The sequence below is a fragment of the Pseudomonas sp. 13B_2.1_Bac1 genome, from assembly GCF_025466155.1.
Lineage (GTDB): Bacteria > Pseudomonadota > Gammaproteobacteria > Pseudomonadales > Pseudomonadaceae > Aquipseudomonas > Aquipseudomonas aylmerensis.
In genome coordinates this window covers 1-12,793 of the sequence record NZ_JANLOH010000079.1, presented here as the reverse complement: position 1 = coordinate 12,793, position 12,793 = coordinate 1, and the positions used below count along the sequence as shown (strand labels likewise).

General features: G+C 59.6%; 10 protein-coding genes. 2 read left to right on the top strand and 8 right to left on the bottom strand.

Going from position 1 to position 12,793, the window contains the following annotated elements; genetic code table 11:
- Genes livG through NTD80_RS17800 form a run of 5 tightly spaced genes read right to left on the bottom strand, consistent with a single transcriptional unit; the run spans nt 1 to nt 4,293 of the window.
- Complete coding sequence (livG, locus tag NTD80_RS17820; RefSeq protein WP_012722652.1) at nt 1-768, bottom strand: high-affinity branched-chain amino acid ABC transporter ATP-binding protein LivG; 768 nt, start codon at nt 766-768, stop codon at nt 1-3.
- The gene (locus tag NTD80_RS17815) at nt 765-2,018 is read right to left on the bottom strand and encodes a high-affinity branched-chain amino acid ABC transporter permease LivM (RefSeq protein WP_262134449.1); all 1,254 of its coding nucleotides are present in this window, start codon (nt 2,016-2,018) and stop codon (nt 765-767) included. The genes livG and NTD80_RS17815 overlap by 4 nt, the downstream gene beginning before the upstream one ends.
- A complete protein-coding gene (gene livH, locus NTD80_RS17810; RefSeq protein ID WP_071487391.1) occupies nt 2,015-2,938 on the bottom strand; it encodes a high-affinity branched-chain amino acid ABC transporter permease LivH in 924 nt (307 codons plus the stop codon). The genes NTD80_RS17815 and livH overlap by 4 nt, the downstream gene beginning before the upstream one ends.
- Nucleotides 2,938-3,120: a hypothetical protein gene (locus NTD80_RS17805; RefSeq protein WP_262134448.1), complete on the bottom strand. Its 183-nt coding sequence runs from the start codon at nt 3,118-3,120 to the stop codon at nt 2,938-2,940. Before NTD80_RS17805 ends, livH begins: the two co-directional genes overlap by 1 nt.
- A 45-nt stretch (nt 3,121-3,165) precedes the next feature.
- Entirely contained in the window at nt 3,166-4,293 is a 1,128-nt protein-coding gene (locus NTD80_RS17800) for a branched-chain amino acid ABC transporter substrate-binding protein (protein WP_262134447.1), read from the bottom strand.
- A 341-nt stretch (nt 4,294-4,634) separates the two neighbouring features.
- On the opposite strand from NTD80_RS17800, the gene NTD80_RS17795 reads away from it, so the two are divergent.
- Nucleotides 4,635-4,937 carry a DUF2288 domain-containing protein gene (locus NTD80_RS17795; protein WP_262134446.1) on the top strand — a complete coding sequence of 101 codons (303 nt, stop codon included), beginning with the start codon at nt 4,635-4,637 and terminating at the stop codon, nt 4,935-4,937.
- Nucleotides 4,938-5,935: 998 nt separating this feature from the next.
- Here NTD80_RS17795 and NTD80_RS17790 read toward each other — a convergent pair.
- The 3 genes from NTD80_RS17790 to NTD80_RS17780 form a co-directional block, all read right to left on the bottom strand.
- Nucleotides 5,936-8,113, bottom strand: coding sequence for a hypothetical protein (locus NTD80_RS17790; protein ID WP_262134445.1), 2,178 nt, complete (start codon nt 8,111-8,113; stop codon nt 5,936-5,938).
- A 203-nt stretch (nt 8,114-8,316) separates the two neighbouring features.
- Nucleotides 8,317-10,581 carry a putative bifunctional diguanylate cyclase/phosphodiesterase gene (locus tag NTD80_RS17785; RefSeq protein WP_262134444.1) on the bottom strand — a complete coding sequence of 755 codons (2,265 nt, stop codon included), beginning with the start codon at nt 10,579-10,581 and terminating at the stop codon, nt 8,317-8,319.
- Nucleotides 10,582-10,719: 138 nt separating this feature from the next.
- The gene (locus tag NTD80_RS17780; RefSeq protein ID WP_120447807.1) at nt 10,720-11,085 is read right to left on the bottom strand and encodes a YkgJ family cysteine cluster protein; all 366 of its coding nucleotides are present in this window, start codon (nt 11,083-11,085) and stop codon (nt 10,720-10,722) included.
- A 249-nt stretch (nt 11,086-11,334) separates the two neighbouring features.
- Between NTD80_RS17780 and NTD80_RS17775 the strand changes: the two genes are divergently transcribed.
- Complete coding sequence (locus NTD80_RS17775; RefSeq protein WP_065902939.1) at nt 11,335-12,681, top strand: spinster family MFS transporter; 1,347 nt, start codon at nt 11,335-11,337, stop codon at nt 12,679-12,681.
- Nucleotides 12,682-12,793: the final 112 nt, after the last annotated feature.

The window sequence follows — 12,793 nt, the reverse complement described above, 5'->3', positions numbered from 1 at the left end:
TTACGCTTCCCCCAGATAGGCTTTGATCACTTCAGGATTGTCGCGGATCTGCTCCGGCGTCCCGTCGGCCAGCGGCGTGCCCTGGTTGATCACCACGATGTGGTCGGAGATGCTCATGACCAGTTTCATGTCGTGTTCGATCAACAGCACGGTGGCGTTGTTTTCCTCACGCAACACGCCGATCAGCGCCTTGAGGTCTTCGGTTTCCTTGGGGTTGAGGCCGGCCGCCGGTTCGTCGAGCATCAGGATCCGCGGGCGGGTCATCATGCAGCGGGCGATTTCCAGGCGACGTTGCTGACCGTAGGCGAGGGTGCCCGCCGGGCGGTTGGCGAACTCGGTCAGGTTGACCTTGTCCAGCCAGTACTCGGCGTACTCCATGGCCTCGCGCTCGCTCTTGCGAAACGCCGGGGTCTTGAACAGGCCTGCGAAGAAGTTGGTGTTCAGGTGACGGTGCTGGGCGATCAGCAGGTTCTCGACCGCCGTCATGTCCTTGAACAGCCGCACGTTCTGGAAGGTCCGCACCACGCCTTTGCGGGCGATCTCGTGACCGGCCAGGCCCTGGATCGGCTGGCCGTCCAGCAGGATGCTGCCGCCGCTCGGCTTGTAGAAACCGGTGAGGCAGTTGAACACCGTGGTCTTGCCGGCGCCGTTCGGGCCGATCAGCGCCACCACTTGTTTCTCTTTCACGGTCAGGGCCACGCCGTTGACCGCCAGCAAGCCGCCGAAGCGCATGCTCAAGTTTTCGACTTTCAGGATCTCGCGGCTCATTTGCGCAGCTCCATGTGTGGACGTTGCATGGGCAGCAGGCCTTGAGGTCGCCAGATCATCATCAGCACCATCATGGCGCCGAACATCAACATGCGGTATTCGCTGAACTCACGCATCATTTCCGGCAGCAGGATCATCACGATCGCCGCCAGAATCACGCCCAGTTGCGAGCCCATGCCACCCAGCACCACGATGGCGAGGATGATCGCCGACTCGATGAAGGTGAACGACTCCGGGGTCACCAGGCCTTGGCGCGCGGCAAAGAAGCTGCCGGCAAAACCGGCGAACGCGGCGCCCAGGGTGAACGCGGAAAGCTTGATGATGGTCGGGTTCAGGCCCAGGGCCCGGCAGGCGATTTCATCTTCGCGCAGCGCTTCCCACGCGCGGCCGATCGGCATGCGCAACAGGCGGTTGATCACGAACAGGGCGGCCAATGCCAGCAACAGCGCCACCAGGTACAGGAACACCACTTTGCTCACCGGGTTGTAGTCGATCCCGAAGTACTCGTGGAAGGTCTGCATGCCTTCGGCTGCGGTGCGGTCGAACGACAGCCCGAAGAACGTTGGCTTGGGGATGCTGCTGATGCCGTTGGGACCGCCCGTGATATCGGTCAGGTTACGCAGGAACAGACGGATGATTTCACCGAAGCCCAGGGTCACGATGGCCAGGTAGTCACCGCGCAGGCGCAGGACCGGGAAGCCCAGCAGGAAGCCGAACGTGGCCGCGGCCATACCCGCCAGGGGCAGGCAGATCCAGAAACTCCACCCAAGGTAATGCGAGAGCAGCGCGTAGGTGTAGGCACCCACGGCGTAGAAGCCCACATAACCCAGGTCGAGCAGGCCGGCGAGGCCCACCACGATGTTCAGGCCCAGGCCCAGCAACACGTAGATCAGGATCAGGGTCGCGATGTCGACCGCACCGCGCGAGCCGAAGAACGGCCAGATCAGCGCAGCGATGATCAAGGCAATGATGATGTAGCGCTGGGTGCGCGGCAGGGTCAGGAATTGACTGACCTTGGGCGATACCAGTGGGCCACGGTTGCGCTTGAACAGGGCGCCGACCTGCTCGGTGAACAGCACACGCAGGAACATCAGCACCGAGCACAGGGCAATGATGGTCAGGGTCACGGGGCCGGTGCCATGCACTTCGAGGTTGATGCCGACAATGCTCAGCTTGAGGCCGAGTACCGGGAAGGCCACGGCCCACACCAGCAAGGCGCTGAAAAACGCCGATTTAAGATATCTGCTCATACTTTCTCAACCTCCGGACGGCCCAGGATGCCGGTCGGACGGAACAACAGCACCAGAACCAACAGGCCGAACGCCACGACGTCCTTGTACTGGTCGCCGAAGATATCGGCGCCAAAAGCCTCGGCCACACCCAGCACCAGCCCGCCGAGCATGGCGCCCGGAATGCTGCCGATGCCGCCCAATACCGCCGCGGTAAAGGCCTTGAGGCCTACCAGGAAACCGGCGTTGGGGTTGATCACGCCGTACTGCATGCTCAGCAGCACGGCAGCCACTGCCGCGAGTGCGGCACCGATGACGAAGGTCAGGGCGATGATGTTGTTGGTGTTGATGCCCAGCAGGTTGGCCATCTTGATGTCTTCGGCGCAGGCCCGGCACGCGCGCCCCAGACGGGAGCGGGAGATGAACAGGGTCAGGCCCAGCATGGCCACCAGGGTGACGACGAAGACCAGGATCTGCATATAGGAAATCAGCACTTCCTGTGCGCCGCCTGGGCCGAAGGAGATGCTCCCCGGGATCAGGTTGGGAATGGATTTGTCCTTAGAATCCTGGGACAGCAATACGGTGTTCTGCAGGAAAATCGACATGCCGATCGCAGAGATCAGCGGGATCAAGCGGTTGCTGCCACGCAAGGGGCGGTACGCAACGCGTTCGATACTGTAGCCATAGGCACTGGTTACGACGATGGACGCCAGGAATGCAGCGGTCATCAACAGCGGCAGGGAGTGGATACCCAGCATGGCCAGCCCGGCAAGGGCGATGAAGGCCACGTAGGAACCAATCATGTACACCTCGCCATGGGCGAAGTTGATCATTCCAATGATGCCGTAAACCATTGTGTAGCCAATGGCTATCAAGGCATAGGTGCTGCCAACGGTCATGCCGTTAACCAGCGTTTGGAAAAAATGATAGATCTCAGGCATTACAGCGCTCCTAAAAACCCGATACGCATTTCACTGGTGGAGTCAATTTCCGGCTCGGTGCCCTGTTCTGTGCTCAGGTTGCACGAAGCGTTTGCCAGCGAACCGCTGGTGACGGTTTTAAGATTTTCAGGTGAGCCAGCGCCCGGATCGCGGGTGACAGGCCCATAAACCTCGTAAAACAAAGCCCACTGCTTGCACAGTGGGCTTGTTGACCAGTAACGCCTGGCTTACTGAGGGGAAACTTCGGTTTTTGGTTTGCCGAAGTGCCATTCGTAGACCACGAACTTGAAGTCCTTCAGGTCGCCCTTGGCGTCGAAGCTCAGGTCGCCGGTTGGGGTCTTGAAGGAACCTGCGTGGATGGCGGCAGCCACTTTGGCAGTGTCTTCGCTTTTCGCGGCGGCAATACCACCGGCGATCACTTCAACAGCCGAGTAGGCTGGGAACACGAACGGACCGGTTGGGTCCTGCTTGTTCTTGGTGAACTCTTCAACGATTGCCTTGTTGGCAGGATCGGTGTCGAAGGATTTCGGCAGGGTCACCAGCAGGCCTTCGGAAGAGCCCTGGGCGATTTGCGAAATGGAGTCGTTGCCGACGCCTTCTGGGCCCATGAACTTGGCGTTCACGCCTTTTTCCTTGGCTTGGCGCAGGATCAGGCCCAGCTCAGGGTGGTAGCCGCCGTAGTAGACGAAGTCGACGTTGGCTTGCTTGAGCTTCTGGATCAGTGAGCCGAAGTCTTTGTCGCCAGCGTTGATACCTTCGAAGAGGGCAACCTTCACGCCTTTCTTCTCGAGGGTCTGTTTAACGGCGGTAGCGATGCCTTCACCGTACTGCTGCTTGTCGTGAATGACGGCAACGACTTTCGGCTTCACGTGATCGGCGATGTAGTTACCGGCTGCAGGGCCCTGGGCGCTGTCCAGGCCGATGGTGCGGAAGATCAGCTTGTAGCCACGGGCGGTGATTTCCGGGCTGGTGGCCGCCGGGGTAATCATGATCACGCCTTCGTCTTCATAAATATCGGACGCTGGCTGAGTGGAGCTGGAGCAGAGGTGACCAACTACGAACTTGACGCCGTCGTTGACCACTTTGTTGGCGACGGCAACGGCTTGTTTAGGATCGCAAGCGTCGTCGTATTCCTTGGCTTCGAGCAACTTGCCGTCGACGCCGCCCTTGGCGTTGATGTCGGCGATGGCTTGCTTGGCACCCATGAATTGCATGTCACCGTATTGCGTCACAGGACCGGTTTTAGGGCCGGCGATACCAATCTTGATGGTGTCAGCTGCGAACGAATGGCCGGCAACCCCAGCCAGGACCATAGCGGCAAACAGTTTGGAAATCTGCTTAGTAGCCTTATTCATAGTGCTCCACTCTTACTGTTGTATTTTTTATAGTTCTAGCGGCCTTGTGAGCTGTAGAACCGGATCAGATATCTCGGATATCCCCCCGGCAGTGCCCTGGCAACTGTACCGGTACAGTGTAGAGCGCCGGTTGATCGCTTGAAAAGCTGGCTGCTGGGGGCAAAACCCGGGTATGTCGCTTAAATGAAAGAAAAAGACAGAATTGCGGCGGGGTGATGCCAGAGTCTCGGGCAATCCTTGGCTTTCCTGACACTTTCAATCGATGCCTCATTTGCAACTGGGTTTTTCTGCCTGACCTGCGACGTTATGATTGCGCCGATTTTTTATTCAGGTGAATTCCCATGACGCAAGAACCTAGCACCCTCTATGCCAAGCTGCTCGGTGAAACCGCCGAAATTTCCTGGAAGGAGCTTGAACCGTTTTTTGCCAAGGGTGCCCTATTGTGGGTCGACGCCGGCCTGGATTTGATCGAGGCCGCCGAGGGCATGGCCGAGGATAACCGCGACAAAGTCGCTGCCTGGCTGGCTGCGGGGAGTCTTGGCGAGGTGTCTGCGACGCGGGCATTGGACCTGGTTGAGCGGGACCCGAGTTTGTGGGCGGTGGTGGTTTCGCCGTGGATTCTGATCCAGGAAAGGGCGACGTAGGAAATGCATGCGCGAAAAAGGTGCGTGATTTTTCCGAGTTTAAGTGTGTAGGCGGGTAACTGCATTTGCGGTGATGGCACCTTGCCGTAGAGAAAGGTCACAGGCTGGGGTTACGTGCGCGTCATGGGAACAGTTTTGGTAGCGGCGGAGTGCGGGGGGAATTGTTTCTGGGTGTGAGTTTTGAGTACATATCCGTTGCTGCAGTAACGGCGGCTTATGGTTCCGCTTTTACAGCGGGTCACTTTTTTACAAACGCCTAAAAAAGTAACCAAAAAACGCTTTGCCCCACCACTCGGTGCCTCGCCTAGGCTCGGCATGCCCGCACTCCGGCACGCTTGCGCGGGTCGCCGCGATGGGCCATCCCTGGCCCGGCGCGGCTAAACCGGCGTCCTGCCGGTTTACCCGCTCCACCGTGCCTACTTGCGGCCATCGTGGTTAACGGGGCCCGCCGATCAAAATCAAGAGCAGATCAAGATCAAAAGCACGCAGCCTCGCTGGCGCTCGACAGCTGCTACGGGCGGGGTGGCGCTGCTTTTCTGTGGGAGCTGGCTTGCCTGCGATGTAGACACCTCGGTCTTCCAGATACACCGAGGCGATGCTATCGCAGGCAAGCCAGCTCCCACATTTGACCGTGCCGGCTTTAGCTTTTGATTTTGCTCTTCAACACTCAAACCGGCCGGTAGGCCGCTGTGCTTTTGATCTTTGATCTTGATCTTAGGCGCCCCGTTAAACCACGCTGGCCGAACGCAGGCTTTGGAGCGTGGGTAACCCGGCAGGACGCCGGGTTAGCCGTCCTGGGCCAAGGATGGCCCATGACGGCGGCCCACGGTCCAAAGCCGGAGTGAGGGCACTCCGAGCCTAAGCGAGGAGCCGAGCGGTGGGGCAAGAGCGTTTTGCTTACTTTTGCGCTGTTCAAAAGTGAGCCGCTGTAAGAGCGGAACCAATATCAGCCCCACCCCAAATAACGGAGATACACCCCACCTCAGCAACAACAAAGCCTACGCCGTCTTGCCGGTGTGGTTATTCAGCGAAATAACCTTGGTCTTGCCGATGCGGTGACGGTAGATCTCGCGCAGGTACTTGACTGCCTTCTTCACGCAATCGCGCGACAGGCGAATGTCATTGATCGACACAAACTTGTCTTTGTCGTTGATCAACTCGCGGTACTTCTTCTCGTACATCGGCTTGATCGCGTACCAGTTGGTATCGAGGATCTTCGCCGGGTTTTCGAACTCGTTGAGCAACTCGTCGATACGGTCTTCGTCGAAGTCCTCGTGGATGATGAAGTCCAGGATCGAGTTGTCCAGCGTGTCGTCGAAACGGTACGGGTTGCGCGCAAAGCAGCGTTTGATAAAGGCCACGATCAGCGTGAGGAAGTCATCCGACAGGCACGGGCTTTTCGCGATCAGGGTGGTCAGCGACAGGTTCGCCGATGCACCGATCACCAAGGCGTAGCGCTTGAGCGTGGTGTTGGGGAACAGGCTGTTGAGGTGAGTCTTGAGCCGGTTCAGGTCCATGTAGGACAGTTTGTAGTCCTTGGGCAGGGACACGATCGAGACCACCGACGAGCAGTTCTTGAAGAAGTGCAGGTCATGCAGCGCGGCCGCGTCGTAGCCGGAGTTCTTGTACTGCTCCAGTGACGCTTTGTAGCGCTTGGACTCGATCGGCAGCAGGCTGATGCCTTCGATGGCCTGGGTGACCTTGTTGAAATGCGGCAGGTCGATGGAGCGGAAGAACAGGTCGTCGATGTTCAGGCGCTGGGGCTCTTTTTCGAACACCTTGAATTTGTCGTTGGTCGGCGCCGGGGTTTCCGGGACCACGGACTCTGCGTAGGCAATCGCCACCGGGCCGGCAAGGCTCATGAACAGGTCGTTGGCATCCAGGCGAATGGTTTCGCCGATGTCGATGCCGGCGCGACGGAAGTAGTTCTGGTCGTAGTCAGTGGTGACCGCCTGGGCCGTCAGAATGTTGAAGATCTGCTGCGAGATGTACTGGTTGGCGTGTTTTTCCATGGCATTGACGTCAATGTTCTGGATATTGCCGTCATCGCTTTCTTCGGCGTAACGCATGATGTCGTTGGAGATCAGCATCATTGCGTTCCAGGGGCGGATGCGGCCCTTCACGCTGGCTTCGCTGCTGTCTTCATTGGCGAAGTTGTATGAGAAATCCCATTCTTCCGACAGGTACTTGCACAGCAGGCGCCCGGCGTTGATGTGCAGGGCTTCGGACATTTCGCTGCGGTGATCGGAAATATTCGGCAGTACGCAGATGCCGCTGGTGAAGATCGGCTCGAACACAAAAGCGTGGCCACTCTTGCTGTCGTGCTCGTCGGCGGGCTTGGTGTCGAACGTCTTGTTCATGTACGAGTGCTGCTGGGCCAGGCCGAATTCCGAGGCCATGCCCGAACCCGTACCGCCGCCGGCGCTGAAGATCGAGAAGTACAGGCGCGACTGGTTGGCCTTGATGCCGCAGGAGTCGATCAGGTAGGAGTGGATCATCTTCCAGTCGGGGCTGGAAAAGCGCTGGGTATCCTTGTTGAGGATGATCTTGGCCAGGTACTGGCCGAGGATCGGCGCGTTACCGGCGCCTCCGGCATGGACTTCCGACAGGTCCATGATTTTCATCTTGCTGTAGTCGCGCAAAAAGCCGCTTTTTTCGCCTTTGCGCGAGAAGCGGATGCGCCCGGCGATGTCCTTGTCCAGATCGCCCAGCATCACCAGCGGCTCGACCAGGAACACCGGCTTGCTGGCCTTGCCGCTGCCCAGGCGCAGGTTGTTGCGGATCCACTGGGCCGGGCTGTAGCCCTTGTCCAGCGTCTTGTCTTCGGTACTGAATTCGTTGAGGTAGAACTTGCGGGCGTTGTACACCAACTCCGCCACGTCGAGCGCGATGTTCGAACCGCAACGGCCCAGGCCGATCAGGCACACCGAGGGGAATTCCTGCTCGCTGCGCTGTTCGCCGTCGCCTTCCAGGTGGGGCGGGCGCGGGAACACCATGTCGCGCAGGCCGTCGAGGTTATCGAGGATGCGGTCGGTATTGGTTTCGGTGAAGTACAGGTATTGCTGAGTGGCCAGCGGGCGCGCGGTGCTCAATGACTTTGAACCTGAGGGCTTGTCCGCAGGAGCTGGGAGCAACACGTCGGATACCACGGTGGCAGAGTTATTTTTAGAAGTCATTGTGCGCCAAGTGCCTGGGCGGATGGCTGGAAAGAATCAAAGGGCCATCACGGAATGGGAGTTCGCGACTTTACAGTGCGTCCTTGTCCGGAACGATCGGGTTTGACCCTGTATGCTCAGGCAAAACCTGGCCGGACTCTGATGAATCGGCCGTTTGTCGGCGTTCTTTAGGCAAATGATGGCGAAATGCCAAAGTTTAGGCGTCAGCGAATTGGCCTGACGATGGAAGTCGACCCTGGGCGCCCGGTGGAGGGCTCTTTCGCTGGCGGTTTTTCCTGGGTGCCTGCCACGCTGTAAGGGTAGAGCGGGTTACGGATGTCGATGCCCTGGATCACGCCGATGATGTCGCTGGCAGGCACCGCCGGGCTCAACAGGTAGCCCTGGACGAAATCACAGCCATGCTTGAGCAGCAGCTCGAACTGGGCCTGGGTTTCCACACCTTCGGTCACCACCTGCAGGTGCAGGGTGTGGGCCATGCCGACAATCGCCTGGACGATCTCGATATCGGCGGTGGACTTGGGAATGTCCTGGATGAACGAGCGGTCGATCTTCAACGTGTTGAGCGGCAGGCGCTTGAGGTAGGCAAGCGATGAGTAGCCGGTGCCGAAGTCGTCGATGGCCAGCGACACCCCCAGCGCGCGGATCTGCCGCAGCAGTGCCAGGGTGCTGCTGATGTTGCCCATCAACGCGTTTTCGGTGACTTCCAGTTCCAGGCGATTGGCGGCGATGCCGCTGAAACGCAGCGCGTCTTCGATCTCGTCCGCCAGTTCGTCGCGGGCCAGATTCAACGCGGAACAGTTCACGGACATGGTCAGTTCGGTGTAACCCCTGTCGGACAACAGGCTCAGGTCATGACAGGCCTGGCGCAGTACCCAGTGATCCAATTCGGCAATCAGCCCGTTGTTCTCGGCGATGCCGATAAACCGATCCGGGGCCAGCAAGCCGTGCTGCGGATGTTGCCAGCGTACCAGGGCCTCGAGGCGCGTGACCTTGCCCAGCTTCATGTCGAAGATCGGTTGATAGAACAACACCAATTGGTTGCGGGTGCGCAGGGCGCCGCGCAGTTCTTCCTCCAGTTGCAATTCGAGGAAGGCGCGGGTTTTCAGGTTGGAGCTGAAGAAGTTCAGGCTGTTACGCCCGGTATCCTTGGACTGGTACAGCGCCAGGTCTGCGGTTTTGAGCAACTCTTCGCAGGTCAGGCCGTCATCGGGAAACAGGCTGATGCCGATGCTGGTGGTCATCACCATGCGCCGGCCGGCCAGTTCGATGGGTTCTTTCATTTTCTGCATGATGCGCTGGGCCAGGTGCCGTGCCTCGTCGCGGTTGTGGATGCTGATGAGGATGCAGAACTCATCGCCGCCGAAACGCGCGACCACGTCGGCGTGGCTGCGCACCGAGCCCTTGATGTGCCCGGCGAGCACCGTGAGCAATTGGTCGCCGGCATCATGCCCGAGGCTGTCATTGATGCGCTTGAAATGGTCGATATCGAGGAAGATCACCGCCATCATTCCCTGGGAAGCCGTTTTTTCCGCGAGTTTCTCTGCAAAGATCTGGTTGAAACCACGGCGATTCAGCAGGCTGGTGAGTGCATCGTAGTGGGCTACTTGCTGCAGCGAGGCTCGGGCCTGGTCGAGTTCGCTGAGCAGGGCGTTGACCCGGCGCAGGTCACGTTCCTTGTGCTGCAGCTTCTTGTCGGCGAGGGCGGCGCTGATGCTGCTGCCGATCACCAGCAGGGTGATCACGGCCACCGACAAACCGAGCTGGATCGGGTTGTTGTCCAGCGGCAGGGACAGGTCCGCCCCGGCAGGCACCATCAAGCGCAGGGCGGCCATGCCGGTAAAGTGCATGCTGATGATCCCGGCGCCCAGCACCAGGCTGGCGGCATATTTGAGCAATTGGTGAAACACGCCGGCGCCGTTGCGCAGGTAGCTCGACAGCAACAGCGCGGCGAAGCTGGCGCCGATGGCAATCGCGATCGAGGCCATGAACAATCCCGACTCGAAATACGCCTGGGCCTGGGAGCGCATGGCTGACATGCCGACGTAGTGCATCAGCGCGATACCCAGGCCCATCCACACCGATGCCAGCAGGTACTGATGCAGGCGCAGACGGGCGTGACTGAGGGTCTGCATGGCGAACAACGAGGCAACCAGGGCGATCAGCAGCGAGGCGAACGTCATGATCAATTCGTAATGGATGGCGATGGGCGCCTGGAAGGCCAGCATGCTGATGAAGTGGGTCGACCAGATCCCGCCGGCCAGGCAACCGGCGCCGAGCCAGCGCCAATGGCGCCTTGCGGTGGGGTCCTCGACATGGCCGACACGCTCAGCCATGTCCAGCGTGCCGAACCCGGCCGCACAAGCGACCAGGTAGGCCAGCAGCACCAGAAACGGGTTATGACTGCAATTGAGTAATAAGTGCCCGCTTTCTGGGAGGTCGGTAAAAAAATGCAGACCCAGCCATTCCATAGCATGTCCCGTCATAGAGTCACGTCACTGCCTGAGGCGATGACCTATGAGGTCGAGTATAGAAGCCTCGCGGGATTCGTCAGCGCTAATGGCACTTTGCTCTCAACCATTTTGGCATGCTCTCCATAGCGTTTAATGCTAAGCGCTGATGGGCAGGTCCAACTCGAACGGGGCTGTCAGCGGCGCCAGGCCGAACGCAGCGCGGGCGGCGTCGCAATCGACGTTCTGCACGCCCTGGCTCCAGGAGGAGTCGAACTCGCGGCACACACTCGAGCGCTGTGCATAAATTGAGCAACTGGTGCCTTTGCCCACTTCTCCTTCAAGGCTGCAGCAGCGCGCGGGCTTCTGGTCGGTACCGATCATCGCCACGCGGGTGGGGTTGATCTGCACCACCAGCTCATCGGGTACGGTGCCCCCCGATGAGGCGCATTCTCCCCAAAAGAAAGACACACGGAAGTGTGAACAGCAGGCACCGCAATTCAGACACGGACTGGCTTCGGACATGGGCGTCTTCGATAAAAGAGAGTAAGGGGATGCTACGGAAGGCTCGCCATTCTATCCGTGCCAAGGCCGTTGGGAAGGGGGGCACTCACTTATATTTTTGTAGGCCAAGTCCCGTGGCGCCGGGTGAAATCATGCCCTATCAGCTTTACGAATCATTACAGACAAGCCTTGCCCGTCTGACTATGTTGCAGGTACCGGGCAGGATGCATCGGGCATCGCAGCTCTCATAACAATAAAAGAGACGGACCCATGCAGAACTCGACCCAAGCGGCGAATGCCTGGCGCATTCTGTTCCTGCTGTTCCTGGCCAACCTGTTCAATTTCTTCGACCGTACCATTCCGGCGATCATCATCGAGCCGATCCGCATGGAATGGCACCTGAGCGACTTCCAGCTCGGCATCATCGGCACCGCCTTCACCATCGTCTACGCCATTGCCGGCCTGCCGCTCGGGCGACTCGCCGACACCGGCTCGCGCAGCAAACTGATGGGCTGGGGCCTGTTCGCCTGGAGCGGGCTGACGGCGGTCAACGGCATGGTCGGCAGCTTCTGGACATTCCTGCTGGTGCGCATGGGCATTGGCATCGGCGAAGCCAGCTATGCGCCGGCGGCCAACTCGCTGATTGGCGATCTGTTCCCGGCGCACCGCCGCGCGCGTGCCATGGGAATTTTCATGCTCGGCCTGCCGTTGGGGCTGTTGCTGGCGTTCTTCACCATTGGCGCGATGGTCAAGGCGTTCGACAGCTGGCGCGCACCGTTCTTTATTGCTGCTGTGCCGGGTCTGATCCTTGCGGTGTTCATGTTCTATATCAAAGAGCCCAAGCGCGGCGCGGCCGAAACCGTGCAGGTCTCCCAGGAGCGCGTCGACCGCCCGATTCGCCGCGTGCTGGCGGTGCCGACTTTCCTCTGGCTGGTGCTGGCCGGGCTGTGCTTCAACTTCGCCACCTATGCCTGCAACTCGTTTCTGGTGCCGATGCTGCAACGCTATTTCCTGATGCCGTTGCAGGAAGCGGCGGTCGCCACCGGGGTGATCGTCGGTATCACCGGTTTGATCGGCCTGACCCTGGGTGGCTGGATTGCCGACAAGATTCATCAGCGCGTCGCCAATGGCCGTCTGTTGTTCGCCGCGTTCAGCCTGATCATCTCCACCGTCACCACTGCCTGGGCCTTGCACGCGGGGCGGATCGAGATCGGCGTGTTCGTGGCGCTGTTCAGTGTCGGCTGGTTGTTTGCCTATAACTTCTACACCTGCGTGTACACGGCGATCCAGGATGTGGTCGAGCCGCGCCTGCGGGCGACGGCGATGGCGTTGTTCTTTGCCGGGCTGTACCTGCTGGGCGGTGGCATGGGGCCAATTGTGGTGGGCGGTCTGTCCGATCACTTTGCCCATTCGGCGATGTATGCCGATGGGGCTGCGCAGATGACCGAAGCGTATAAAGCCGTGGGCTTGCATGACGCCATGTACCTGATCCCGGTGGCGCTGTTCCTGACCATGCTGTTTCTGTTCCAGGCCTCGCGCAGTTTTGTGCGGGATGCCCAGCGGATGAAGGACGGGTTGGGGGCGGTGGAGGTGCCGGCTTCGGCGGCGACGGCTTGAGGCCGAGGTGACCCCTTCGCGAGCAAGCCCGCTCCCACAGTTGAAATGCATTCCAACTGTGGGAGCGGGCTTGCCCGCGAAGAGGCAATCACAGGCTCCGATTTGCTCCAGT

Coding starts and splice junctions, on each gene's coding strand:
- livG (WP_012722652.1), bottom strand. CDS start 768: ATGAGCCGCGAGATCCTGAAAGTCGAAAACTTGAGCATGCGCTTCGGC.
- NTD80_RS17815 (WP_262134449.1), bottom strand. CDS start 2,018: ATGAGCAGATATCTTAAATCGGCGTTTTTCAGCGCCTTGCTGGTGTGG.
- livH (WP_071487391.1), bottom strand. CDS start 2,938: ATGCCTGAGATCTATCATTTTTTCCAAACGCTGGTTAACGGCATGACC.
- NTD80_RS17800 (WP_262134447.1), bottom strand. CDS start 4,293: ATGAATAAGGCTACTAAGCAGATTTCCAAACTGTTTGCCGCTATGGTC.
- NTD80_RS17795 (WP_262134446.1), top strand. CDS start 4,635: ATGACGCAAGAACCTAGCACCCTCTATGCCAAGCTGCTCGGTGAAACC.
- NTD80_RS17790 (WP_262134445.1), bottom strand. CDS start 8,113: ATGACTTCTAAAAATAACTCTGCCACCGTGGTATCCGACGTGTTGCTC.
- NTD80_RS17785 (WP_262134444.1), bottom strand. CDS start 10,581: ATGGAATGGCTGGGTCTGCATTTTTTTACCGACCTCCCAGAAAGCGGG.
- NTD80_RS17780 (WP_120447807.1), bottom strand. CDS start 11,085: ATGTCCGAAGCCAGTCCGTGTCTGAATTGCGGTGCCTGCTGTTCACAC.
- NTD80_RS17775 (WP_065902939.1), top strand. CDS start 11,335: ATGCAGAACTCGACCCAAGCGGCGAATGCCTGGCGCATTCTGTTCCTG.